Origin of the sequence: Bradyrhizobium sp. CCGUVB1N3 (assembly GCF_024199925.1) — a bacterium.
Classification (GTDB): domain Bacteria; phylum Pseudomonadota; class Alphaproteobacteria; order Rhizobiales; family Xanthobacteraceae; genus Bradyrhizobium.
On the sequence record NZ_JANADR010000001.1, the window covers coordinates 5,566,539 to 5,592,064 of the forward strand.

Below are 25,526 nucleotides of genomic sequence, written 5' to 3' on the forward strand. Positions count from 1 at the left end.
CCGCACTCCCTATTGTCTTGGAACGCAGCGCCAATCGCTTCACCATCAGCGCCCTGCAATCGTGACGGCGGCGCTGTGATGCAGAACGGCCACGCAATAGCCGCTGCTGAAAATGGTTTCCAGCGCAACTGCAGACTGAACCTCTCGGCGTCGCCCGCCACCCGATGGCGGCGCGATCAAGGCGCGGGAGACACCGGGTTCGCCACGATTGGACTCCAGCGCCAATCGTGTAGATTGACGCGATGTCCGCTGGCGCGGGCCTTTCGCTTGCGCGCGATCTCCGAATATTTTGGGCTGTCGCGAGCCAAGGAGTCATGATGCAACAAGCGAGCGCGCCGAATTTCTTTGTCAACACCTACACGGGCGCGCCGCACGGGCGCGATTACGAACGATGGCGCGAGGAATTGTGCCGGTGCACTTTCAAGACCGACATCCAGCCGGGCGACGGAGGCAGCATCGACTGCAAATTGCAGATCAGCCTGCTGGGCGGCCTGGCACTGGTCGTCCCCAGCGGATCGTCGGCTGAATTCTCGCGCACGCGCGAAATCCTGAACGACGGTTGCGACGACATGATGCTCGGCATCGCCACGTCCGGCCGCGTGCTCGTACGGCACGACGAACAGTCGATCGAACTGTCGGAATCGCAAATGGGCCTCGGGGACATGAGCGTGCCGGGTGGCGCACGCCTGAACAACGAATGCCGGTTCAAGACCATACGAATCCCGCGATCCTTGCTGCTGTCGATCTGCCCCAAGGCCGAGGACCGGCTGGGGCTGGTTCTTGGCGGTCAAGCTCCCATCAGGGAAGCCATCGTTCGCTACCACGCGCTTGCCGCCAATCTTGGCCCGCACACCGACGTGGTCGGCCAGCACCTGATGGCGCAACACATGGTCGACCTCGTCGCCCTGCTGCTGGGGACGGACGCCGACCGCACGGAACTGGCGAACAAGGGGCATTCCGCCGTGCGGCTCGAGCTCATGCGCGCCGACGTCATCGCCAATCTGAGCCGGGGCGACCTGACGATCTACTCCGTCGCGCAGAAAGCGGGCGTCAGTCCGCGCCATGCCCAGCGCATGTTCGAACAGACGGGAAGCACGTTCACCGAATTCCTGCTCGAGCAACGCCTGCTGCTCGTGCGCAAGCTACTGCTCGATCCTCTCAATCGATGGCGCAAGGTCAGCGACCTCGCCCATTCCGCGGGATTCCCCGACGTGTCCTATTTCAACCGCGTATTCCGACGCCGGTTCGGTGTAACACCGTCCGACATGCGCGGCGCCTGAGACGCCGCCGATCGGGTTCGGTTGGAAGATCGGACGTCATCGATCAGAAAACACTCCGCAACAACGGGCTCGCCGCGCCGGTATCGGGCACCGTCTCGAAATCCGGAAAGCGGGTCAACAGCGCCTTTTTCAACGAGCGGAAGTGCTCGATGTTCTGCGACAACTGCTCCAATCGGAGTCGACCGTCCGAGATTTCCGTGTCGAGCAGATTTTGGTGATGGACGTCGAGCGACGCGCGGGTCAGATACTCGTCGACGTCGTTGCCGCTCGTCACCGCGGCGCGCGCCAGGACATCGTCAATTCGCAAGCTGACCTTGGCCCGTTCGGCTTCGGCCACGGAGAGCGCGTCATCGATCGAGCGGACGATCGAGGCAACGCACAGACAATCCGTCTCGACGTCGCACGTCATCAACCGCACCACTTTCTTGAAGCGAATCGCGACCAACCTTCTGGCCAGGCGTATGAGAGCATCCAACATGCGAACAATCATTGCGTCACACCTGCGTCCAGTTAAGCAGCCGCGCTGAAGTGCGGACGGAATCCCGCTCGCCAACGCGACATCGCTGACTTCGGATTTGCAGCTACACGGTTCACCGGGATCGCAAATCCGCACCACGAGCCCGAGTCCAGCAACAGATCCGGGATATCCTGCATTGCGACCAGGCGATCCGCCGTAACCAGCCAGGCGGGGCTCAATCGTTCCGAGTTCCTACCGGGCTGGGCCCTCATTGTCTTGGAACCGAACGCCCAACATTCAGCCGGCCACGACAGGCAATGATGTTGGTAAATAGATGATGCAGAACGACAGCCATACGATTGCGCCGCCCCTCGAAACGGGATGACGTGCCCCAGAAAATACTTCCGGCGCAACCGCAGACTGAATCTGTCCGCATCACTCGCCGCCCGATGGCGGCGCGATCAAAGCGCAGGAGGCGCCGGCCGCGGTGCCGCCGGCGGCTTCTTTGCATAGATCTGCTCGATCTCCGCCGCGAAGCGATGCTCCAGCGCGGGGCGCTTGTTCTTCAGCGTCGGCGTCAGCAGCCCCGCCGCGATCGTCCACGGCTCCAGCGACCACGAGACCGCACGCGGCGTCGCATAGGCCGGATAGTCCTTCACGGCCGCAGCGATCCGCGCGAGCAGTGCGGCACGCTCGCCACCCTCGCCCTGCTTGCCGAGGCCCACGAGTCTCTGTTGCTCCAGCTCCCACGTCTTGGCATTGAGCACCACGAAGGCCGCGAGGAACGGTCGCTGCTCGCCGATCACGAAAGCCTGCTCGAACAGGGGATCGGCAAGGATCGCGGTTTCGAGATCGACCGGCGCGATCTTCTCGCCAGTGGAGGTGACGAGGATGTCCTTGATGCGCCCGGTGATGGTGATGCGGCCATGCTCGATGCGCGCCTGGTCGCCGGTGTGCAGCCAGCCGTCGGCCTCCTTGACCCTGCGCGTCTCCTCCTCCCGGCGCCAATAGCCGAGCATCACGCTCGGGCCGCGGACGAGCAACTCGTCCTTCTCGCCGAGCTTGACGTCGATGCCGTCGAGGACGTGGCCGACCGAGCGCGGGTCGTTGTCGTCAGTCGTGTTGACGGAGACGACCGGTGAGGTCTCGGTCATGCCGTAGCCTTGCAGGACGTCGAGCCCGAGCGAGAGAAAGAGGCGGATGACGGGTTCTGCGATCGGCGCGCCGCCCGAGACGGCCACGCGCAAGCGCCCGCCGAACTGTGCCAGCACCTTGTCGGCGACGAGGCGCTTCAGAATCGGCCAGGCCAGCCGGTCGAACAGCGAAACCGAGCGCTTGCCCTGCCGCGCGTCAAAGCGCCGACCACCGACGGTGAGCGTAAGGCCGAGCAGCGCGCGCTCGATGCGACCGGCCGCTTCACGATGCTGCATGATCAGCGCAAAAATGCGCTCATAGATCCGCGGGACCGAAATCAGTACCGTCGGCTGCACGTGCTTCAAATCCTGGGAGAGCAGCGCAACCGAACGCGCATAGGCGACGCAGGCGCCCGCCGCGATCGGATAGTAATAACCGCCGGTTCGCTCGAAGGTGTGCGAGAGCGGCAGGAAGGAGAGGAAGACGTCGTCCGGCTCGGCGGCGATGCGCTGCGCGATCGCCTTCACATTCGCAACGACGTTGCCATGCGACAGCATCACCCCCTTCGGCCGTCCGGTGGTCCCCGAGGTGTAGACGATGGCAGCAAGATCATCCGCCCGGACGGCGACGTCGGTTATCGCGGGGCCGTCGGCCTTCGCCGGGAGCCAGCGATCGAGCGCGACGACGCGGGCGTCGGTGGACGCAGGACCCAATGCATCCGACCAACTCGCGCAGACGACGCGCGTGAGAGCAGTGACCGGCTGGCCGGTCGCGACGATCGCGTGCCAGCGCTCCAGCGTATCCACGAGCAGCAGGCGCGCGCCGGAATCACCGAGGATGTAGGCGATGCTGTCGGGGTTGTCGACCGCGTGCATCGGCACCGGCACGAGACCGCGCGACAGCGCCGCCTGGTCCATCGCGATATGCGCGATGCCGTTGGGCATCAGGATCGCAACCCGCTCACCGGCTGCAAACCCTTCGGCGGCGAGCGCCAGGCGCCAGCGCTCGATCTCGGCATCGATCTGTTGCCAGGAATAGCTCGCCCAGCGTCCGACCGTCACATCGTATTGCCGATAGGCCTCCCCGCCCGGCGTCAGCGTGACGCGCCAGCGCAACAGCTGTGGCAGCGTCGTCACCTGCGCCAGCGAACACGGGCGATCTTGGGTGTCAGCGGTGAGGTCTGCCATAGAATCATCCCGCGGTGCCGTCGCCAATGTAGAGACCGACAGTGATCCCGGCCAGTGGGCGCGTTTTGATCCTCGGCGATACCGGCGTTACCCCTTCGCCTTGCAGGTGACGGGGCCGTTATCGAGCATGAGCTGGTTGCCGCCGAGGTCGGTCACGATCTGCCCGGCGTAGATGCCTTTGGCCTTGTCGCGCTGCGCCGAGATCACGACCCGCACCCGGCTCTTGTCCGACTCGTCCATGGCGACGACCAGGAGATTGTCGTCGCGGAAGCTGAACAGCGTGACCTTTGACGGGTAGTCGAAGTCGATCGGCGGCAGGCCGCCCTGCTTTTTCGGCACCTCGAACGTCAGCTCCTGGTCCTGCGGGTAGGAGCAGGTGATCGACTTGGCGGCCGCGGCGCCCGCATGGAGGGTGAACAACGAGGCGATGCAGAGGATGGCGGCGCGCTTCATGACAAACTCTTGACGTGAAATCTTGTGCATCTGTCGCACCGGGCGGCCAACACGTTCAGGCGTTAACCGCGAATGTGTTGTATGGCTCCCTGCCATAATATTCCGGGACCTCAGCAAGAGGGACTTGATTTCCATGACGCGCGATCATCTGTTCCTCCTGCGACCCGGCTTTGCCGATCCGGCCTATCCGGGCCGAAACTTCTATTGTTGGCATTGCGCACTGATCGAGGGCGTGCTGGCCTCGTTTCCCGATCTAGCCGAAAGACTTGACGTCGAACGCATCGCCTGGCCGCGGCCGCGTCAGGCGGTCATCGACCTCGTGGGCGAAGCAAATCAATGGCTGCCACTGCTCGTGCTCGCTGACGGGGCGACATCACCGCATCAGACCGGCAGCTATCAGGGGCGCGCATTCGTCGCCGACAAGGACGCGATCCTGGCTGTTCTCACCGAGCGACACGGCTTTCCTGATCCGCATCCATGAAGCCCTGAAGACTTTGCGGCGATTCTGCGCCGGCAAGGCGCTGGGCAAGGCGGCACTTTGTCGCCGGAACGCGCAGGTGACCCATGCCGTTATCTCCGCAGACATCAATTGGAGTGAGTGACGGAATGAAGAATCTCTTTGTGGTGATAGCTGTTGCTTCTGCGGCGCTCGCAGGTTCATCCGCGGCGAACGCCGCCGGCAAGGACGCGGCCAAGACCGCGGCAAAGCCGCACATGCAGGCCGGCCAATCGACCGACATCAGCGCGCAAGGCCGGCATCATCACTGGCACGGCCCGCGCCATCATCATTGGCGGCCTCACGGCTACTATCGCCCGCATTACCGGAGCTACGGCTATTATCCGCGGCCACATGTCTATCACGGCAGGCCCCACGGCTATTATGGCGGCCACCGCTGGTGAGAAGAAAAGCCCGCAGCGATGCGGGCTTTTTGCATGGAAGTCTGCATCGTCAGACTAGCAGCAGCGGCCGGCTTGACGTCGCCACATGGCGGATCAATTCCATATCCTCGCCTGAAATCTCGAACAGGCCGAGACGCAGCTTGTAGCCCCAGTTCGGATTGTCGCGCGCAAACGCGAGGCTTTCGAGCAGCGGCCGGATCGGCACCTCGGCAGCGTCGCTCCATGCGACGTCGCGGCGGAACGGATGGAAGCCGCCACCCATGTCGGCCTGATAGGGCACGCCCGGCTTGACCACGCCGATCGCGGTAAAAGCCTGGAGTCGATCCTTGCCGCCAAAGGTTTCGGTCGGCGAGTAATAGGCGACGTGATCGCCCGGCGAGATCCGCCGCAGCGGCCCGCCCTTGCCGTGGCAGACCTGCATGAAGCCATGCGCACGCCCGATCCGGACATGCTTGGCCGAGGCGACGGCGATCCAGTGCTTCATGTGAGGTCCTCCGACAGAGGTCCGACCTTTAGCAGCAGGCAGTGTCAGATTCTGGCAGCAGCCATTCGGCGCACGGGGTTCGGCCAGGCCGGACACGCCGAGAATCAGGACCCGTCGGCCGTCCCTGCGCCGTGGCCTTTCGAGCTGGCGCTTGCCGCGATCAGCAGCATCGCGTTCAGGCCGGCCGCAAACTCACTTAACGTCTTGGTTGCAATTACTTAAGTACACTAATGGCGAGCGTCGGCCACTGGCCGAGCCTATCGTGAAAACGCCCGGATGAGTTTGGTCCAACCGATGTCAGAGTTTCCTTCGCCGCACTCATCCGCAAATCGCTCGAAGCGCGGGGTCAGCCTGCGATGGAAGATCCTGGCTGGCAATCTGATTACGGGCCTCCTCGCCGTGACCTTCGCCGTTGCGGTCGCCTGGGATGGATGGCGTGATCTGCGCAAGCGGGAAGCGGCCGCGCGCGCACTCACCGCGTTCGAACTGGTGATGAAGGCCAACAGCCTGATTCCGGCCGAGCGTACCGCTTGGTTTGCAGTTACAGGCGCGACGGCCGAAGCGGCGACGTCCGAAAAATTGTCGGCCTTGGACAAAGTTGTCGCCGGCACCGATGCTGCCATCGACGCGGCCAAGAAGGCCGTTGGCGCGGCGGACCTCCCGGTCGGGCCGATTGAAGCTGCCGAGCTTGCGTTACGACAAACCCGCAGTGCCGGGCGCCAGGCGGCGGTCATGGCCAAGGCGCAGCGCCCGCCCAACAGCCAGGCGGCGATCGTGGACGGGCTTGCGCGCGCCGTCGACTCCCTCACCATCGCGACCGGCGAAGTCCTGATCAACCTTTCGCGCACCGGCAGCGACATAGAAAACCTGTTGCCGTCGGCGCAACTCGCGCAAAGCGCACAAGGCATGCGCACCATCAACGGTGCGCGTGCGGCGGTCCTCGGCCTCTTTGTCCGCAATCAACCCTTGTCTGCTGTCCAGAACGTCGAGGTCACCGAATTGACCGGCCAGATCGCGCTGATCTGGCGGCAGATCGAACAGGGCGTCCTCAATGCCGGCGCGGCGCCGGAGCTCGTTCGCTCGATCGACCAGGTGCGCGCCAAGCTGATGACCGAAGGCGAGCCACGGTTTCGCGACGTCGCCGCTGCCGCGCGCGAGGGCCGCCCCTCTCCGGCCAGTGAAGCCGAGTGGCCCGGCTGGATCGCCGGTGTCCTGAACAGCGTGTTGGGCCTGCGCGATGCTGCCTTGGACTTTGCCCACAAAGCCAATGACGCTGCGATTGCTCAGGCGCAGATGCGGCTGAGCTGGGCTCTCGCGGCTCTGTTCGTCGTGCTCGCCACCTCGATCGCCGTGGTGCTCGTAGCGATGCGCCAGGTGATCCGGCCGCTGGCGCGGCTGACCGGGGCGACGCTGCGGCTTGCCGATCGGGAACTCGGCGTCGAAATCCCGGACGGACATCGCAAGGACGAGATCGGCACCATGGCGAACGCGCTGCAGATCTTCAAGGATGCGCTGATCGCGAAGAAACTCGCGGATGAAGCGGCTGCACGGGACGCCGAGGCGCAGATCGAGCGCGGCCGCCGGGCCGACGCCATCACCCGCGATTTCGAGGCCGTGATCGGTGAGATCGTCAGCACGGTGTCGTCCGCGGCGACCGAGCTCGAGGCTTCCGCCGGCACGCTGACGGCGACGGCCAACCGCTCGCAGAAGCTCACCACTGCGGTCGCGGCGGCCTCCGATGAAGCTTCCGTCAACGTGAACTCGGTGGCGACCGCCACCGAAGAGCTCACCTCGTCGGTGACCGAGATCAGCCGCCAGGTTCAGGAATCCGCGCGCAGGGCGAGTGAGGCGGTCGAGCAGGCCCACAACACCAACAAGCGCGTCGGAGAGTTGTCGCTTGCGGCAAACCGGATCGGCGACGTCATCGAGTTGATCAACTCGATCGCCAGCCAGACCAATCTCCTGGCGCTGAACGCGACCATCGAAGCCGCGCGCGCCGGCGAAGCCGGCCGCGGCTTCGCCGTGGTCGCGGCGGAGGTGAAGGCGCTGGCGCAGCAAACGGCGAAAGCGACCGAGGAAATCCACCACCAGATCATGGGCGTCCAGGCGGCGACGAAGGAGTCGGTCGGCGCCATCGGGGAGATCAGCGCCACCATCGCGCAACTGTCGGAAATCGCCTCGGCGATCGCCGCCGCCGTCGAAGAGCAGGGCGCGGCCACGCAGGAAATTGCTCGCAACGTCCAGCAGGCGGCGCTCGGCACCGAGCAGGTATCCGCAAACATCGCCGACGTGCGCGACGGCGCGAGCCAGACCGACTCGGCCTCATCGCAGGTGCTGTCAGCCGCCCAGCTGCTGGCCCGCGACTCCAGCCGCCTTAAGCTCGAGGTCGGCAATTTCCTGGAATCGGTGCGCGCAGCCTAGCCTGCACTTCATCTCGTCGCTTTGGTCTTACCTGACACGCCCTTCAGGATAACCGCCGCTGTCTCCTGACCGCTCGCCAGCGCCGCCTCGACCGTGCCCATGTCGCGGCCGCGGTAAAGGGCTTCGCCGGAAAACAGCACGGCCGCGCCATCCGCGCTGGCGAGAACCGATTGCGCATCGCGCGTTTGCGGCGTGGCCCAGGAATAGGCGCCGCGCGCGAAGGGATCATGCGCCCAGTTGATCGCGCGGGCGGCGAGGAGGCGTTGCGCCAGATCGTCCGGCGACAGGCCGAAGATGCCGGCAAGCGAAGCGAGCCCGGCCTGGATCAGCTCCGCCTCGCCGAGACCGGCGAGGCCTGCGGTCTGCGGACCGCCGAACCAGCCCGTGAGCACGGCACGCTCGGCCGGATGCTGCGTCCACCACACCGGGATTTTCTCATCCGAGAGCAGGAAAGTCAGGTCAGTGAGATCGGCCTGCCGGTCGAGCCACCAGCGGCTCTCGAAACGCAGCAGGATCTTGATGACGTTGCCGAAGCCGATATCCGCGGCGGCCGCAGCCTTCTCACGCGCAACGGGCGGCAGCGCAATCTCCTTGAGCAGCGGCAGCGGCACGGTGAGCACCGCAGCGTCGCCATGATGCACCTCGCCATTGCCACAATGGACGACGACGCGGCCACCCGCCTCCTCGATTCCTGACACGACGCATCCGAGACGGATATCGACGCCAAGGGCACGGCCCTCCGCCTCCAGAAATGCAATGAGAGCGCCATAGCCGCCGACGGGACGGGCCTGCATGTGCCGTCCGCCATCCATCCATTCGTCACGCAGCGCCAGCGTGCTGGCGCGCTCGGGATCGGCGGCGTCGTAACCTTCCACCATCCGCTCGACGGATTGCCGCAGCGACTCGTACTGGCTGTCCGCGAAGTTCCGGCGCAAGAATCCGGCGACGGTCAGGTCGTCCTTCAACCCCTTCACCACCCGGTGAAGCTCGGCCTCATGCGGATCGTGGCGCGCCTCGCGCGAGAGCTTTCCATGATCGAAGCTCCATTGCGTCCCTTCGATCGCCTCGAACGAGAGCCCCGCTTCGGCGAGCAGAGCGCGCGTGACCGGCGCCTCGCCATGGACGAACTCGGCGCCGCCGGCCGCTTGATATCCGAAATCCGCGGCGGGAAGCGGATAAATCCGCCCGCCGCACCTCGCGCGAGCTTCCAGGATCGTCACGCGCCGGCCGGCGCGGGCGAGCTCGCGTGCGGCCATCAGGCCGGCCGCGCCGGCGCCGACGATGACGATGTGCTCCAACGTGTCCGACATGCCCGTGCTTATTGGCCCGCGGCGTTCGGATCGTTCTGCAAGAGATAGCGCAACAGCAGCACGCCGCCGCCGAGCGGCCGCGTGCTCTCGAGCGTCATCGCGGTGACGGGCGCACGCTGTTCGCTGTCGGCGTCAATCGAATCGAACACGATCGGCGCGCCCCCGGCGCCGTCCACGGCCGGACAAAGGATCAGGTTCAGCTCGTCGATGAGACCCGCGCGCAAAAATGCGCCGTTGGCGGCGCCGCCGCCCTCCAGCAGCAGCCGCTTCACCCCGAGCTCGCGATTGAGGATTTGAAGCGTGAGCGAAAGACCGATCTCTGACTTGCCGGCAAAGACATAGGACACGCCCTCGGCGCGCAGGCCAGCAAGATGCGCATCCGACACACCCTCGGTCAGCACCACGACGATCGGATCGCCGCCGATATCGGAGCGGCCCCAGCCGATCTTGCCGTGCGCATCGAGCACGACGCCGTAGGCTTTGGCGTCGCGCCGCGCAAACCAGTTTTCGCGCGGGAGCTTCGCGTTCGTCGTTGCGGGATAGGGCTTGCCCTTGGCGAATTCCGAGCCGGTGACGCGGCCGATCAGCCAGGCATCGCCGCCGAGCTCGTCATGGATCCGCTCGAACCAGTCCGCGCCCGCCCCCTTCGGCCGCCAGCGGCTGTGATGCACGCGGCCATCGACGCTCGATGCCATCAGGCAGATGACGTAAGGCTTCATGCAATTCTCCGTACCTGCTTCTCAGGTCGCTGGTCCGCCGCGCTTGGCGCGATCGTTCAGGATCACCGCGAGCGGATTGAGCTTCGGCGCCTCGACAAGCCTGAGCGTGTTGGTGTCGTGATGATTGAACGGTGCGCCTCGCACGAAAAGCTCGGTCTGGATGAGATAGGTCCAGCTTCCGTCATCGTTGAAGGTGATGTCGCAGCGATAAGTGTCGGTGCGGAAGGCTTGTTCCAGAAAGTCGGTCGAGCAGATTCCGTAAGCCGTGTCGCCGCGCTTCGCCGTGACCGAGATCTTCCGATCATCCGGCCCGGCCTTGCCTGACGCCAGCAAAACCTGGCCGCGCGGAATCGCGAGCGTCTGCATGATCAGCCCGGTCGCCGGCTCCCACAGCCAATAGCCGACCTGATCGTGAAAGGTGATGTCTTCCGCGGGCGTGTTGATGTGGATGTGGTAGCGCAGCCCATAAAACAGCTGCGGTCCATTGGCCTGCGGATCGATCGGCTCCATCCGGATATGCTCGATGAATGTCCGCCGCTCGGGGCCGTCGGCCTTCGGGTTGATATCGACGCCCTTGTCGGCCTGCCAGACGCCGGCAAGGCGGCGCAGCGGCCCGAGGTTGGCGAGGGCGTCCGGGGAGACGTCGTCGGGCTCGGTGAAGATGTCGGCGGGGATGGGGAGCATGGGATGACCTCGCGGGGGTGCGGGGAGCAGCAATAGCACGAGGTGGCTTCCGCATGCGTCTCACAAACGCGAGCGGGCACCGGCGCCGCGCACGGACGATTGCTGGACCAGGATCCGGAAGGTTTCGGAAAAGGACAGCCGGGGGACGGTGCCCAAGGGTCGATCAGGAGCCGAAAAAAGCCAACGCGGCCAGCGAGTCAGGATTCGGGTGGCTCTCGTGGTCACCTTCCGGTTGGGTGTCGTCCAGCGCAACCATTGCTGAGAGGATCGAAGGCAGACATGGCCAACAGGACCTACGGGACCGTCGATCCCGAGCGACAAAAGGAGATGAGCGGGCTGCAGTTCGTCAAGGGCCTTGCCAGCGGGGCGCTCCCCCTGAACACGATCGCACAGACCTTGGGCTACGACGTGGTGGAGGCCGAAAGTGGTCGGGTCGCTATCACGCTCGATCCTACAGGCGCGCACCTCAATCCCTGGGGGACGGTGCATGGCGGTCTCACGGCGGTTCTTCTCGATAGCTGCATGGGCCTCGCCATCCAATCGATGCTCGAAAGAGGCGTCGGCAGCACGACGCTCGAGTTCAAGATCTCGCTTGTCCGAGCCATCACGCTGGAGACCGGCCAGATCAGGGCCGAGGGCCGAGTCCTGAACTGCGGCCGTCGTGTCGGGACGGCGGAAGGCCGCGTAACCGACACCATGGGCCAATTGCTCGCGCATGGCACGACGACCTGCCTGATTTTTCGAGCTAACGTTTGTTGCACCCGATACCGAGCACGAGCGGCACTTCGAACGTCACGCACGCCTCACGGTAGACCTGCTTTGCGGCTGCGCGCAGGCACGCGCTCCAAGTGCAGGGTTTCGACCTGGCCGTCCCGGCCGGCGGCAGTGTAGACGACAACCACGTCAAGCTCGGTTTGGCTCTCGATGACGACGAAGCCCTTCATGAACTCTGCTGAGTGCCCGGCGAGCTTACGAATGTCCGGGCAATCGATCTCCAATGCCTCGTCCGGACCCAATCTCACCGGATGGAACTTCGACACGGCACCCGGCATCAGTCCGGGGAGGCCGATCGCGACCTTCACGCGAAGATGCGCCTCGGTATAGAGCGGGTTGTGCACGTTGATCGCTGTGAAGTACGTCCCGGGCGCAACAATCCCACCATCAGTCTTGCCACAGACGAATTTCGCCGCGTACTGATGGATCTGACGTTCAGCGAACTGCGCCCGATAGTGCGCAAGCACGCGATCAGCCGGAAGCTCCCTGGGGTACAGGGCAACTTCGTCAATCAAGCCTTTGAATGGTCGATCGCGTTGCGTCTGATTGCCAATCCCGACGCCAGACTCGATGAGGTTTGCCGATGTCGGGGGCTTGGGGGAAATGCTTCCCGGTGCACTACTTTGGTTGTCCAACGCACCGTTGAGATAGATGCTGATCAGCGAGCCGTCATAGGTTACGACGATATGGGCCTCGATCCCAATTGACAGGACAGCGATGCTGTCGATGGCGTCACTGACCGGCGCGGAGCTCGTCCGCAACTCCACATGTACATGCCCGTTTGGAAGGATGCCGAAACCGTACTGTGCCAGTTCAGGGAAGCTCGACTTTTCGACGATCCGCTGGTAGCGGTCATTTGCGCCATCCCAGCGAACCTTCGCTTCCATCGTGATATGCGGAGGATTTAGCGAGTTGCTGTTCCGCACGACAATACGGCCTGACATGCCGTCGAACAGCGCCGCGGTGTCACCACCATGAAAGCCGGGTTGGCCGAATGTGATTCCGCCCGTGCAGCTACCGTTGTTGGCATTACCCGACGAATCGGCTGCTGTCGCGCTGCCTGCAGGTTCGCCCAAGCGCCAGAAACCGATCGGGCCGTCCGCCATAACTTCGGCAGCGAAATTACCAATGGCCATTGTGATGCGCCTATGTTGCCGCCATCGCAACGCGCGTCGTAGCGAACAGCGCCGATGGCACCACTCGTTCTAGATCAAGACCAATTCGCACACGTTGACGCCGCCTCCGCGACAGAACCGCGGAGGGAAATTGATCTCAGTCGACTTTCAAATTGTCGAAAATCACCGAACCAAGTGCATTCGCGAAAAGCGCGGAAGTGCAAGCTTTGGCGGTTCGAGCGTACATTAACAATATTACAACCTTTGATGGAGATGGTCAAGGCCCGAACAAAGACGCACCGACTGGTCGGACGGCGGCGTACTTTCGATGGAGCACGGGCGGGCTCAGCGAGCTTGCGTTGACTAGACTGGCGTATCGGGTCGCGCACTTTCGCGGAAGTCGGCCCGCTTTCAGCGAAGCAGGATCGGTCAAGTCAGTTCTCGGGCTATAGTCGACAGACCTAGCGATGCTGCGAGCGAATGTGATTCAGAGGCCCTTTCGAAGGGGCTCTGATGGGCGATCTGTTCTGAGTGCACTGGCACCGCAATGATCGCGGTGACCGCAACGAGACGGTTATCGGCCTTTTTTTTTGCGCACTGCTGCACATCATCTGCCACGGTGTAACGCCCACGTAACCATGACTGGTATTTGGGAACCGACCGTGCGTCGGCTTTAACCTGATCAAAAATACCTAAAATTTAGGATTTCCGAACGCCCGACCGACCGTCGAAGGAATCATCTTGCTGGCCGCCGCTCGCTCACCCAAAAGCCTGTTAGCGATGTTCGCGCCGGGGGATCGAGCCGCGCCGATGCGCCGAATTGGCTCGATCCGTCCCGTTGCCTTTCTGATGCTGTGCGGTGCGTTCCTCATCGCGCTCGTCGTGTGCACCATCGCCCTCATCCTGTCCAACCTGCGTGATCACGCGATCGCGGAGAGCAAGCAGCAACTGCTGGCAACCGCGACGGTGCTGGCCAAGCAGGCGGCGCGTGACTTCGAGGCCGTCGATCTGATCGAGGCAAGTCTGATCGAGCACATGCAAACCCTCGCCGTCGTCTCCGACGAGGTCTACGCACGTGCCATGGCGAGCCGCGATATCCAGCTCATGCTGGACGACAAGATCAGCGGCTTTCCGCATATCGAGGCCGTGATGCTGGTCGGCGCCGATGGGACGCTGATCAATTCGTCCATCGCGTGGCCCGCCCCGCCCCTCAACGTCGCGGATCAGGATTATTTCCAGGCCCTCAAGACCAACCCCGCCTTGAGCTCGAAGCTCGGCCGACCAGAAAAGGATCGGCGTACCGGAGCCTGGACGATACCGCTGGCCCGGAAATTCATGGGGTCTGACGGAGAATTCCTCGGCCTCGTGGTCGGCACGATCAAGTCTCAGTACTTCGAGGAACTCTATCGATCGCTGGTCCGGGGATCCGATGAATCGATTGCGCTGCTCCGCCAGGACGGCGTGATGCTGGCACGCTATCCGCACGTCGATACCCCGATCGACAAGTCCTTGTCCGGCGGCCGGCTGGACGAGATCATGCGATCCGGCAGCGGCGTCACTCGCCTGCAAGATCCGGTCGATGGCTCCGACCGGCTGATCGCGGGCGCGCGCCTTGCCAACGTCCCAATCCACCTGACCACCAGCACCACGGTCCCGGCCGCGCTCGCCGGCTGGCGGACGGAGGCGTTGTTTCTGATCGGGCTCACCATTGTGCTCGTCGTCGCCATCGGCGGCATCGGAGCCGTTTTCGTGCAGCACTTCCGCAAGCAGAGCATTCAGCTCGACGCAACACTGAACAACCAGTCGCAAGGCGTCTGCATGTACGACGAGCATCACCGCCTGATCGTGTGTAACGACCGCTACACCGAGATGCTCCACATCAGCGGCGAGCTCACGAAACCGGGCACCACGCTGCGCCAGATCTTCGACCATCAGATTTCGCAAGGGCTGTACACCGAAAACGGCCCCGACGCCTACATCAGCGGGCTGATGGCCATCGTTGCGGCCAACAGGCCGGCGAGCTTCGTGACCGAGCTTCCCGATGGACGAGCGGTCGTGGTCGTATTTCGGCCGGTGCCGGGCGGCGGCTTCGTGACGACGGTAGAGGACATCACCGAGCAAAAGCGCGCCGAGAAGCGGATCGCGCACATCGCGCATCATGATGCGCTGACCGGCTTGCACAACCGTGCGTCATTTTCCGAGTATCTGGCGACGACGCTGGACGAAACGATCCGCGCCGGCCAGGCGTTCGCGATTCTGTGCCTCGACCTCGACCGCTTCAAGGAGATCAATGACCTGCACGGCCATCCGGTCGGTGACGCGCTGCTGTGCGAGGTCGCGCGGCGTCTGAAGGAAGTCACGGGGAACGCCTTCCTGGCACGGGTCGGCGGCGACGAATTCATCGTGGTCACGCTCGGCGATGCGCAGGCCGCGGCCGCCGGCCAGCTGGCGGAGCAGCTGCGGACGGCCCTCATCGGCGACATAGAGATCGCCGGACGACAAGTGCGCATCGGATTGAGCATCGGCGTGGCGCGCTCTCCGGACGACGGAAACGACCCGACGACGCTTCTGGCCAATGCGGACATCGCCCTCTATCGCGCCAAATCGGAAGGACGCAATGCGATCCGTTTCTTCGAGGCGGACATGGGGGCGCAACTGCGCGATCGCCGCGAATTGCAGCACGATTTGCAATCCGCCGTCGCCAACGGCGAGCTAAGGCTCGATTTCCAGCCGCTGATGCGGGTGGGCGGCGAGATCGTGGGCTTCGAAGCATTGGTCCGCTGGCAACATCCGAGGCGTGGCCTGGTCCCGCCCGGCATCTTCATTCCGCTCGCCGAGCAGAACGGGCTGATCGTCGCCATGGGAGAATGGATCCTGCGCGCCGCGTGCCGCGAGGCCGCGTCATGGCCGAACGAGCTGAAGATTTCCGTCAATCTGTCGCCCGTGCAGTGCCGCAACGATGACATCGTGCGGCTCGTCCATGAAATCCTGATCGAGACCGGACTGAGCGCAGGCCGACTCGAGCTCGAGATCACCGAGGGCGTCCTGATCGATGACTTCTCCGGCGCAGTCTCGATCCTGCGCCGGCTCAAATCGCTTGGAGTGCGCTTCGCGCTGGACGATTTCGGCACCGGCTACTCGTCGATGTCCTATCTGCAGGCATTCCCGTTCGACATGATCAAGATCGACCGGAGCTTCATTTCGAACCTCGATCGCGCGCAATCGAAGGCGATCTTGCACGGCTTTATCGGACTGGCGCGCGGGCTCGAGCTTCCGGTCACTGCCGAGGGCGTCGAAACGCAGGCACAGCTCGACATTCTCTCTCGTGCGGGCTGCGATTTCGCGCAAGGATTCCTGATCGGAAGGCCCGCATCGATCAACCAATATGCGCAAATCGTGGGTCGGCCGCCCCGCCTCGATCGGCACGGTACGCCGGCGGGCCTGGCGGCCACGGCATGAGCGGACGAGACGACCATCCATTGCAGATACGACTTGTCGATTCCAAAGAAAGAGGAGATGGACGGATGCGCATCAAGATCATGCTGGCCGCGGCCGCGCTGAGTATCGCGAGCCATCCGGTGTTCGCCGGCGAAGCGACCGGTACACTCGAGAAGATCAGAAGCACCGGGTCCATCACGATCGGACATCGCGAATCATCGATCCCGTTCTCATACTACGACAGCACCGAGAAGGTCGTCGGCTATGCGATGGATCTCTGCTATCTGGTGGCTGACACCGTGAAGGCGCGCCTCGGTCTGGAAAAGCTCGACGTCAAGCTTGTGCCCGTCACCCCATCGGGCCGCATTCAGTCGGTATTGAACGGGACGATCGATATCGAATGCGGAACGACAACCAACAATGTCGAGCGGCAGAAAGTGGTGTCGTTCTCGACCACGTATTTCGTCGCCGCGAATCGCTTCATGGCCAAGGCGAAGGCCAATTTGCGAACCCTGGACGACCTCAAGGGCAAGACGGTCGCCTCCACCATCGGGTCCACCAATCTCAAGCAGATCAGCGAGCTCAACACGCAGCGTCATCTCGGTCTCACCATCCTGGCGGCCAAGGACAACGGTGAGGCGTTCCGGATGCTGGAATCCGATCGCGTAGACGCCTTCGTGATGGACGATATCCTGCTCCACAGCCGGGTGGCCTCTTCGCCGATCCCCGGCGACTACACCGTGTCAGAGGAGGCGCTGTCGATCGAGCCTTACGGCATCATGCTCCGGCGCGACGATCCGGCCTTCAAGAAAGTGGTCGATGAGGCAATATCGGCCATCTATCGTAGTGGGGACATCCAGAAAATCTATGCAAAGTGGTTTCAGGCTCCGATTCCGCCGAACGATGTCAATCTTAATGTTCCGATGAGCGCGCCGCTCCAGCGCGCGATCGCTCATCTGATCGACAGTGGCGAACCCGGTGCGTATCTCGTGGGAAACAGCACGCAGTGAGCACCACCACGTAAAGTGGCTCCGCGTCACGGCGCGAGATTGAAGCCTGGTTGCATCAATGGCTTGAGGCTGGCGATATCGAGGTGACAGATGCTCGTGATGCGGGACTTCGCGGCGTCGTCGATCGTCAGCGTCATCTGACGGCTTCCAAGACTCCATCGTTGGATATCGCCGACTGACGTTCGCACCAGGTTTTCGCGGTCCTTGAGGATGCTTTCGCGCATATCATTGTCGCTGAGATCGGCCTTCGCCGCCTCGCCAATGAAGTCGTCCAGTTGCGGCCGGCATTGGGCCACGAGGGAATCGAGCGCCTCGCGGCGGAAGACATTCTCAAATGCCAGCATCCGGCCCGCCACGAGATCCACATTGATGTCCACGTGATAGTCCACCGGATGAGCGCTGGAAGGGTATGAGATGACGACATGGGCCGAGACGAGCGCCGGCGAGGCATAGCTGAGCGTCATGGAAAAGTCGTCCGTCGTATCCCCTTCGCTGCCGTCGGATACATTGACGTTCTTGAGTTGGCCGTCGACGGCGCGGTTGAACAGCCGCTCGCCGGCCGACTGCGGCGCCGTGAACCGCAGCCCCGAAACCACCCGGCCATCTCCCTTGCCCCTGAGAAAAAACGGCCGGATCGATCCCGGCAAACCCGGGCCATCGGCCGGCATGCCGGACAGAAAGAGACGGCGTTGATCGCTCTGCGTGCCGAGACAGGCCGACAGCGCCGGTCCCGCAAGCGGCTGACCGCGTGAATCATGGCCGCACAGATCATTGCGCGTCGTGATCCAATGACGCTGATCGGCTACGAGCGCGTCGCGGTCCGGCCCGGATGTCTGGGATCGCAGAGTGGCGAAGGCTTCTGCCATTTGCTCATCGGCCGCCTTGGCGGCCGGGTCGGCGCAGATCGCTTTCTCCTGACGGGTCGAGGCGGCCTGGCAGTTCATTGCCACGGCGCGATGGGTGGTGATCGACGTCAGCGCCGCGGCAATGGCTGCTGTCACCGTCACGGTGCGAAGAACCGGCTTCGAGGAAAACCTCGTGGGGAATCGCGTCGCGACTTCAAGCATCAGGGGCACGTCGTCACCTGATTGCTGCAAATGCCGGTGACCCAGCCGCGGACCTGGCGCTGGCCCTCCATGTGCACGGCCGCCTCGGCAAACGCCCCGGAACAGCCGAACACATGATCGATCGTCGCACTGTCCGGCCCCCCGCCTCCGTCGGTCGTTCGGAGCGTCGCAAGAAGCTGGGCGCTTTCGGCGGGAGCGGCACGCACCTCCGCGCGGTTGATGACAAACCTGACCTTGTCCGCAAAAACCCAGCCGGGACCGCCAAACAGAATCCGATCACCCTTGCCGCTTCCATAGTCGGCAAACTTGACGCGGCTTACGAGAAACCAGCCATTGCGGCTGCCGGTGATGCGGAATTCCGCCGCATAGCGGTCGCCGGCCTGCGCTTCCGCCGGTGGTACGTGGCCGATAATCTCCGCATCCGCTCTCGGAGCTGCCCGGATGTTGAGCCCGGAGGGATCGGGATCATTCGACCACCCGGACAAGGCGCAGGCCGTGACGCCCGACGTATCCACGGTGGCCGCAACTGCGGCAGCCGTCGACAGGCACCACGCCACGCCGATGCCCAGCACCGCAAATCGAATCTTCCTGTTCATCTGCAAAAACCCACCTTCAATTTGACCCGGCCATTGGCGTCATCAGGCGGCCAACGAGCGGAGCAACAGGTCGTCGGGCCCAGCGTGAAATTGGTTCAACGCACAATGCACGAATGCGCGGGGGGTAACGATCGCGCGGTGGAGCTTCCCCGCAACTCACCTCGCAAATCGGGGTGCTCTTCAACCAAGGTTGAGCTGGATCGGCGTCGAAGATTCACCTCTCCCCGGCGACAAGGGGAGAGGTGAACCGAAACCGCGGTGAGCCTATTCAATCAAAACTCATCCCGCGCCACCGTATCGATTCTCGCTGCCTTGGGCTGCTTGCGCCACTGCCGCCATGCGCAACGCCATGGCGGCAGTGGCGCGCGGCTACATCCAGAAGCTGTTCGGGAGCGACGGCACCACGTTCACCGAATACGTCATCACGCAGCGATTGCTGGAAGCCAGGCGGTTGCTGCGCGATCCGGAATCCGCCGGCCTCGGCATCGGCGATATCGCGCTCCGGGCCGGCTTCGGCGACCTGCCGTATTTCACCCGCTCGTTCCGCCGCCACTTCGGCATGACGCCATCGGACGCACGCGAACAGGCGCGCCGCGATGTTCGGGGTGCGGACGAGACGGAGCGCTAAAGCATGATCCGGAAAAGTGTGGAGCGGCTTTCCGAAAAGATTAGGCTCAAACAACAACAACCTAAAGCGCGATGACGATTCATTCCAATCTCATCGCGCTTTAGAGATTTGTCACGGGAGCGCAATGGCGGATGGAAATCCGCAGGTCACGTTTCCCGATCAGCCCGTCTGATTTCGGCAGAGTACGCAGCCCACTCGAAATCAAAGGGGCCTACGTGATCGAGCTTGGATGAAGCCTCGTATCCGCTGTCGTAGGCGAAGTCAGACCATCGTACGCCATCATCGTTTCGCGAAGCAAGTGCGGTTATAGCTCCCAGGCGAGATCGCCGCACTCGGGACAAACAAAACGGGCCGCGCGGTGAGCGTTGCCGACGGAGACATCAGAAGTCAGCATGTTCGCTATTCTGCCGTTGAATCGACGAGCCAGCTCACGTTCGAGCCGCGAGTCCGAAAGACAGCCGCACATATCAAAGCGGAACGCCTGAGTAGCCTTGAAAAGGACACTCCATTGATCACGAAGTCGAATGTGTATCGCATGCCTTAGATCGCCCAAATAAGCGATGGCCCATTCGACTTCGACTTCGCCACGGCGCGGGTCACCACTGATACCGCGCGATGCCCTTGCCGGTGTAGCTGCGGGTGACGTTCGAGAACTCACCTTCGAAGGTGCCGGACAGCGAGAAGCCGTTCAGCCATTTCAGCTCGGCCGCGCCCGTCAGCAGCGCGGCATCGTGCGCAGACGCCGCGCCGTTCACCACGAAGCTCGCGCCCGGCAGGGTCTGGAAGGTGGCCGAGATCGCGCGATCCGGATTGTAGTCGTGCGCCCATGCCGCACGGCTGCGCAGCGTGAGGATCGCCGTCTCCAGGGCATACGAACGATCCGTGCGCAGGCCGAGCTCGCTGCGGGTGGCGGTGACGTCCCTGCCGGCATAGTTCAGCGCAAATGTGTTGGCGCCGGAGACCGCCTGCTCGCCATAGCCCGGCAGGAAGAAACTGGTGAACTGCGCCGCCGCATACGGCGTGATCCCCATCCAGGGCGTGACATAGCGATAACCGCCTTCGAGGCGTCCCGACAGCGCGTTGGCGTTGAACTTGGCGCGCAGATGGTCGACGCCGGCGATGGTCACCGTGCGATCCGTCGTCACATCCTGCCAGCCATAGGCGAGCGCGCCGGCAACGTAGGCGTTGCCCATGGTGTGGCGTGCGTAGACGCCGGCCTGGAACAGGTCGGAGCTTCCGCTGCCGAGCCCGTTGGCGACGCCAAAGCTGGTGCCGCCGCCGCCGAGCGCGAAGCCGACCAGCGTGTTCGGCGATATCAGGTAATCGGCGCCCGCGGCCACGCCGGCGATGCGGCTGGTCGCGGTGTTCGAGCCGACCACGGTATTGCCGTCGGTGGTCTGCGAGCCGCCATAGCCGGCCGCCCACACGTTCCAGCGTTGCGTGAAGGAATTCCCACGCGCCTTGTCGATTGCCGCATAGGCGTCGCGACCCGCGTTCGTACGCGTGGCTGCGCCGTCGTCGGCATAGCGCGAGGCCCCGCCCGCCGGCTCGCTTGGATCGTTGCGGTTGCCTAAGAACGGATCGAGCATCGTGTTGAGGAACTGGCCCATGGCACTGAAGGTGCCTTGCTGCGCGCCGGTGGCGACTTCGCCGGAGGCCTGCGTCAGCCCGTTGAGGAGGTTCTGGCCCGTCGCGCCGAACAGCTTGTTGAAGCCGGTCGTCATCGAGCCGCCGGCGAGCAGCGCGTTGTCGATCCCTGCGGCGACATTCTTCTGGTTGATATTGGCGAAACCAGGCAGCGTCGGCGACAGCAATCCGGCGTCGAGCGTCAGCAGCTCGTCGCCGTTGGCCGCCAGGCTCACCCGCGCGTTGCGGGCGTAGGCCGGGTTGCTGATCGAGATCGTATCGAACGTCCCGGTCGTGTTCGCCGAACTGAGGATGACGTAGGTCGTGGTCGTCGTGACACGGCCGGTCAGGTTCACCGCAAGGGTGCCGGCGAGCTGCGCCGCGCCCACCACCACAGTGTTGCTAGCGGATGCGCCAGAGACCTGGACCATGTAGGTCGCGGCCGTGGTCAGCACCAGATTGCCCGCGATTGTGAGTGTGCCGATCGAGTTCGGGTTGCCCGGCGCCAGCGTGCCGCCACTGATCGTGGTGTCGCCAACGGTGCCGATGCCGCCCAGCGTGCCGCCGGTGTTCACAATGGTGGTGGAGTTCGCGATCGAGCCGTTGACCAACAGCGTGCCGCCGTCAACCGTGGTTGGCCCATTGTACGTGTTGTTCCCGGTCAGGATCGTAGTGCCTGACAATTGGTTGACGGCGCCGGTGCCGGTGATGTCCGGCGAGAACAGATAGCTCGACGAGGTGTGATTGAAATTGATGGCGCCGGTGCCGGCGCCGAACTGGACCGTGGCCGCGGTCAACGTGCCGGGCGCCGCCGCTGCCGAGCCCGGCGCAGCGCCGATGTTGAGATTGCCGGTGGAGCCGGCCAGGCTGGCAATGGTGACAATGCCGCCGACTGATACCACGCCGCTGTTCGCAATCGTCAGTGTGCCCGTCCCGCCACTGCCGATGGAGAGGTCCGAGCTGTTGATCCAGGTCGCGCCAGCGCCGCTGATAGTAGCCGTCCCGAGCGACCCGACATTGGCGCCCAGATAGCCCATGGTGTTGCTGACCTTGCCGCCGTTCGAGATCGTCAAGGTGCCTGTACCGTTCACACCGACCTGAAGGGCGCCGCTGCTGGTCCAGGTCGAGCCGGCGCCATCGATCGTCGCCGTGCCGTTGGAGCCTGCAGCGTAGCCCAGATAGCCCGCCATGCTGCTCACCGTGCCGCCATTCGTGATATTCAGTGTGCCGGCGCCGACGTTGCCGATAACCAGGAGGGCGCCGCTGCTGGTCCAGGTCGAACCGGCGCCATCGATCGTCGCCGTGCCGTTGGAGCCTGCAGCGTAGCCCAGATAGCCCGCCATGCTGCTCACCGTGCCGCCATTCGTGATCGTCAGTGTGCCGGCGCCGGCGTTGCCGATAAGCAGGCCCGACGCGTTGCTCCAGATCGAGCCTACGCCGTCGACCGTCGCGACGCCGGTCGAGCCCGCGAGGTTACCAACAACACCACCGTCGTTGCTCACGACGCCGCCGTTTGAAATCGTCAGCGAGCCAATACCGTGGTTGCCGACCCAGAGGTCTGAGCTGTTGGCCCAGTTCGAACCGATTCCATTGACCGTCACCGTGCCGGTGGAACCTGCCAGGTTGCCCATGACGCCCCCGACGCTGGTGACCAGAGCGCCGCTCAGGATGTTCAGCGTGCCGGTGCCCACGTTGCCGACGCTAAGATTGCCGGTATTGGCCCAGATTGATCCGACGCCGGTAACTGTCGCCGTGCCGGTGCCCAGGAAACCCAGATAGCCGTCGGTGTCGTGGACCATGCCACCATTGGACACGGTCAGCGTGCCGGTTCCGTTAGCGCCAACGGTGAGGGTACTTGTGTTGGTCCAGGTCGAGCCCACGCCGTCAACGGATGCGGCGCCAACCCCGCCCCCTCCCGCCCCCACATAGCCGGCCGCGTTGTTGACGTTGCCGCCGTTCGAAACAGCCAGCGTACCCGCGCCGAATATGCCGACATTGAGATCCCCACTGTTGGTCAGGGTCGAGCCGGCGCCGTCGACTGTGACGGTACCGGTGGAAGCCGCATAATAGCCGATAGAGGTCGTGACGCTGCTGACCACGCCGCCGTTGGAAATGTTCACCGTGCCGGTGCCGCTTTTACCGAGAAGCAGGTCGAAGCTGTTGGTCCAGGTCGAGCCCGCGCCGGCGACCGTCACCGTGCCGTTCGAGCCCCCGGATTCCCCGACCCAACCCAGTACGGTGCTGACCGTACCGCCGCCCGTAATCGTCAGCGCGCCAGTGCCGACATTGCCAACGATGACAAACTGCGCGGCCGCGTTCGCCGCATTCACAACCGTCGGATTCGGCGTCGTCGCGTCAATGATCGCGTTGTCGCCCGCTGTCGGGACGGCGCCGGGGCTCCAGTTCCCGGCCGTGAACCAATCCGTGGACGCCGCGCCCGTCCAATCGGCCGCTTGAGCGAGACCCGGCAATGCCAGGCCAGCTGATAACACCAGAGCGAGAACGGAGGTCGACGACAAAAGGCGGCGGCCGCTGATCGATCCCAGTCCAAGAGCCGTCGATGCCGCGGCGTTGCGCACCCTGATCCTACCCATGTGAATCCAAAATCCCTAATGCAACAGGCGCTTGGCCTTGGTACTTGGAGCTATCGCATCGGGTTTCGAGACCGTCTTGTCCTCGAGTGCGGGGGAATTGACCTGGAGTGCGTTGGGTCCGTTTTTCAACGCGGCGTTACTGCGAGGCAACGGTGGATTTGTTACCGCCATGACTGCGTTTCACCCGCGGCTTGGCGGAGCGTTTGGGCGGCGCGCCATCGTGCGCCGGGCGGGTCAGAACGATTTGTGGATATCGGCGGCGCTATCTGACGGAACGAGGCGTGCAGCCGAAGCGATGGCGGAAGGCGCGGTTGAAATAGGAAAGACTGCTGAAGCCGCTTGAGTAGACGATCTCGCTCACCAGCATCGTGTCGTAGATTCGATCGGACAGGATCTGTCTCGTCTTTTGCAATCGCAACTCGAGCACGTGCTCAGCAAAGCTGAAGCCGGTTTCTTCCAGAAGTTCGTGAACGTAGCGGATGGACAGCCCGAGGTCCCGTGCAACCGTTCGCGCGGAGATGCCAGGATCCGTAAAGCCGTCTCGGATCTTGGCCAGGACGGCCTGCAACCGTGCTGCGCGCAGGCCTCGCGAGCCCGCGAGTTCGGCGGCCTCGCCCTTTGCGCCGGTCGCCAAGCCGACGAGATCCACGATCGTCTCGCTCACATGGGCAATGAGATCGGGTGAAACGAGGGGCGGGCCGGCTTCGAGAACGCGACAATAGCGCGTAAGCAGACCCAGCGCCTCGTTCTCGGCGTCGATGCGGAATGCCAGCTTGTCATCGATATGCTTGAACGTGGTGGCGAGCACGTCGCGGGGGATCACCACATTCGTCCATATATTCCTATCTCCGCCGATCATTTTCAGCGGCTCGGCCGCCGAAACCAAAGCAGCTTGTCCGGGTCCGACACTGTAGTCACGGCCAACCTGCGTGCCGGCCAGTGCCGTATCGCCCCTGTTGACGAGCAGGAGATAACCATCACGACCGTCGTCCGCGATGTTCCCGGCCTGTCTGTTGGCCTGCTTGATCGTGCCAGCCATCTGGCCAAGAACCAGCGACCCGACGGCCGTGGCCTCGATATCGGCCTCGAAAGGCAGCTTGTCCGAAACGCTGTATTCGACCGACCAGACCTCTGCAACGTGAATATCGTGCCAGCGCGCAAATCTCGCCTTGTCGCTCAAATCTGAAGGCAGGTCGCGTGAGGAAAACACCGTCTTATGCAGCAACGACGAGGTCCCTTTCTCGAAGCGAACGCGCCGGCGTCGGCGATGTGGACCCGGACGACCGCCGGTCGCCAGCGTTGAGATGACCAGCGCAAGGCGAGCTAAAACCGTTATCGCTGCAGCAGGCAGGTCAGTCAGAATGATAACTCTTGCGGGCCTTCTCCCTGGCAATCCTCCGCCCGCGCGCAAAAGTGATCAGTCTCGATATTCAAACGCCGCAATGCTCCAACGGCGATAGACTCATCATAGTGAAGAGCCCACTGCGGTGCGCCCCCAAATGAGGGCAGGGAATAACTGTTGAAATTATTGGCGAAAAGCAGACAACTCCAAAGGGCCTACTCAAAATTGATGATGACGCCGGGTAGCTGATCGACCTAGCGTCGCAGAAGACTGAGCGGGTTGGTCTATGCGACCCCGCTCGCGCGAA

Annotated in this window: 21 protein-coding genes; 9 read left to right on the forward strand and 12 right to left on the reverse strand. The window is 63.6% G+C overall.

All coding sequences use genetic code 11. From position 1 onward, the window contains the following. The first annotated feature begins 317 nt into the window (after positions 1-317). Positions 318-1,280: an AraC family transcriptional regulator gene (locus NLM33_RS26575; RefSeq protein ID WP_254100301.1), complete on the forward strand. Its 963-nt coding sequence runs from the start codon at positions 318-320 to the stop codon at positions 1,278-1,280. A 43-nt stretch (positions 1,281-1,323) separates the two neighbouring features. On the opposite strand, the gene NLM33_RS26580 is transcribed toward NLM33_RS26575, so the two are convergent. The 3 genes from NLM33_RS26580 to NLM33_RS26590 form a co-directional block, all read right to left on the reverse strand. Further along, positions 1,324-1,833, reverse strand: coding sequence for a hypothetical protein (locus NLM33_RS26580; protein ID WP_254100303.1), 510 nt, complete (start codon positions 1,831-1,833; stop codon positions 1,324-1,326). 365 nt (positions 1,834-2,198) lie between these two features. Beyond that, positions 2,199-4,058, reverse strand: a complete 1,860-nt coding sequence (locus NLM33_RS26585; protein ID WP_254100305.1) for a long-chain fatty acid--CoA ligase — start codon at positions 4,056-4,058, stop codon at positions 2,199-2,201. An 87-nt stretch (positions 4,059-4,145) separates the two neighbouring features. Continuing rightward, positions 4,146-4,511: a hypothetical protein gene (locus NLM33_RS26590; protein ID WP_254100307.1), complete on the reverse strand. Its 366-nt coding sequence runs from the start codon at positions 4,509-4,511 to the stop codon at positions 4,146-4,148. Positions 4,512-4,644: 133 nt separating this feature from the next. Here NLM33_RS26590 and NLM33_RS26595 point away from each other — a divergent pair, with 133 nt between their 5' ends. Together NLM33_RS26595 and NLM33_RS26600 are read left to right on the forward strand one after the other, a co-directional pair. Then, positions 4,645-4,992, forward strand: coding sequence for a DUF3088 domain-containing protein (locus NLM33_RS26595; protein ID WP_254100309.1), 348 nt, complete (start codon positions 4,645-4,647; stop codon positions 4,990-4,992). A 125-nt stretch (positions 4,993-5,117) separates the two neighbouring features. Beyond that, positions 5,118-5,411, forward strand: coding sequence for a hypothetical protein (locus NLM33_RS26600; RefSeq protein WP_254100311.1), 294 nt, complete (start codon positions 5,118-5,120; stop codon positions 5,409-5,411). Between the two features lie 49 nt (positions 5,412-5,460). Here the strand turns inward: NLM33_RS26600 and NLM33_RS26605 are convergent, their stop codons facing one another. Next, positions 5,461-5,895: an EVE domain-containing protein gene (locus tag NLM33_RS26605; protein WP_254100313.1), complete on the reverse strand. Its 435-nt coding sequence runs from the start codon at positions 5,893-5,895 to the stop codon at positions 5,461-5,463. A 294-nt stretch (positions 5,896-6,189) separates the two neighbouring features. Between NLM33_RS26605 and NLM33_RS26610 the strand changes: the two genes are divergently transcribed. Next, positions 6,190-8,316 (forward strand): methyl-accepting chemotaxis protein, encoded by a 2,127-nt coding sequence (locus NLM33_RS26610; protein ID WP_254100315.1) that lies wholly within the window; start codon positions 6,190-6,192, stop codon positions 8,314-8,316. Positions 8,317-8,324: 8 nt separating this feature from the next. On the opposite strand, the gene NLM33_RS26615 is transcribed toward NLM33_RS26610, so the two are convergent. Genes NLM33_RS26615 through NLM33_RS26625 form a run of 3 tightly spaced genes read right to left on the reverse strand, consistent with a single transcriptional unit; the run spans position 8,325 to position 11,029 of the window. Further along, complete coding sequence (locus NLM33_RS26615; protein ID WP_254100317.1) at positions 8,325-9,626, reverse strand: NAD(P)/FAD-dependent oxidoreductase; 1,302 nt, start codon at positions 9,624-9,626, stop codon at positions 8,325-8,327. A gap of 8 nt (positions 9,627-9,634) precedes the next feature. Beyond that, the gene (locus tag NLM33_RS26620; protein ID WP_254100319.1) at positions 9,635-10,345 is read right to left on the reverse strand and encodes a dihydrofolate reductase family protein; all 711 of its coding nucleotides are present in this window, start codon (positions 10,343-10,345) and stop codon (positions 9,635-9,637) included. Positions 10,346-10,366: 21 nt separating this feature from the next. Further along, positions 10,367-11,029, reverse strand: a complete 663-nt coding sequence (locus NLM33_RS26625; protein ID WP_254100321.1) for an FABP family protein — start codon at positions 11,027-11,029, stop codon at positions 10,367-10,369. 327 nt (positions 11,030-11,356) lie between these two features. Between NLM33_RS26625 and NLM33_RS26630 the strand changes: the two genes are divergently transcribed. Continuing rightward, a complete protein-coding gene (locus NLM33_RS26630; RefSeq protein ID WP_254105889.1) occupies positions 11,357-11,920 on the forward strand; it encodes a PaaI family thioesterase in 564 nt (187 codons plus the stop codon). Here NLM33_RS26630 and NLM33_RS26635 read toward each other — a convergent pair. Then, a complete protein-coding gene (locus NLM33_RS26635; protein WP_254100323.1) occupies positions 11,833-12,939 on the reverse strand; it encodes a LamG domain-containing protein in 1,107 nt (368 codons plus the stop codon). The genes NLM33_RS26630 and NLM33_RS26635 overlap by 88 nt on opposite strands. A 789-nt stretch (positions 12,940-13,728) precedes the next feature. Between NLM33_RS26635 and NLM33_RS26640 the strand changes: the two genes are divergently transcribed. Both NLM33_RS26640 and NLM33_RS26645 read left to right on the forward strand, forming a co-directional pair. After that, the gene (locus NLM33_RS26640; protein WP_254100325.1) at positions 13,729-16,377 is read left to right on the forward strand and encodes an EAL domain-containing protein; all 2,649 of its coding nucleotides are present in this window, start codon (positions 13,729-13,731) and stop codon (positions 16,375-16,377) included. A gap of 65 nt (positions 16,378-16,442) precedes the next feature. Next, positions 16,443-17,366, forward strand: a complete 924-nt coding sequence (locus tag NLM33_RS26645) for an amino acid ABC transporter substrate-binding protein (RefSeq protein ID WP_254100327.1) — start codon at positions 16,443-16,445, stop codon at positions 17,364-17,366. A gap of 26 nt (positions 17,367-17,392) precedes the next feature. Here NLM33_RS26645 and NLM33_RS26650 read toward each other — a convergent pair whose 3' ends face one another. Then, the gene (locus NLM33_RS26650) at positions 17,393-18,271 is read right to left on the reverse strand and encodes a lysozyme inhibitor LprI family protein (protein ID WP_371930136.1); all 879 of its coding nucleotides are present in this window, start codon (positions 18,269-18,271) and stop codon (positions 17,393-17,395) included. On the opposite strand from NLM33_RS26650, the gene NLM33_RS26655 reads away from it, so the two are divergent. Then, complete coding sequence (locus tag NLM33_RS26655) at positions 18,155-18,454, forward strand: hypothetical protein (protein ID WP_254100331.1); 300 nt, start codon at positions 18,155-18,157, stop codon at positions 18,452-18,454. The two genes, NLM33_RS26650 and NLM33_RS26655, sit on opposite strands and share 117 nt — an antisense overlap. Here NLM33_RS26655 and NLM33_RS26660 read toward each other — a convergent pair. Continuing rightward, a complete protein-coding gene (locus tag NLM33_RS26660; RefSeq protein WP_254100333.1) occupies positions 18,433-19,029 on the reverse strand; it encodes an SH3 domain-containing protein in 597 nt (198 codons plus the stop codon). The genes NLM33_RS26655 and NLM33_RS26660 overlap by 22 nt on opposite strands. 337 nt (positions 19,030-19,366) lie before the next feature. Here NLM33_RS26660 and NLM33_RS26665 point away from each other — a divergent pair, with 337 nt between their 5' ends. After that, positions 19,367-19,657, forward strand: coding sequence for a helix-turn-helix domain-containing protein (locus NLM33_RS26665; RefSeq protein ID WP_254100335.1), 291 nt, complete (start codon positions 19,367-19,369; stop codon positions 19,655-19,657). A 596-nt stretch (positions 19,658-20,253) separates the two neighbouring features. Here the strand turns inward: NLM33_RS26665 and NLM33_RS26670 are convergent. Then, positions 20,254-23,877: an autotransporter domain-containing protein gene (locus tag NLM33_RS26670; RefSeq protein ID WP_254100337.1), complete on the reverse strand. Its 3,624-nt coding sequence runs from the start codon at positions 23,875-23,877 to the stop codon at positions 20,254-20,256. A gap of 262 nt (positions 23,878-24,139) precedes the next feature. Further along, on the reverse strand, positions 24,140-25,288 hold the full coding sequence (locus NLM33_RS26675) for an AraC family transcriptional regulator (protein ID WP_254100339.1): 1,149 nt from the start codon (positions 25,286-25,288) through the stop codon (positions 24,140-24,142). Between the last annotated feature and the right edge of the window lie 238 nt (positions 25,289-25,526).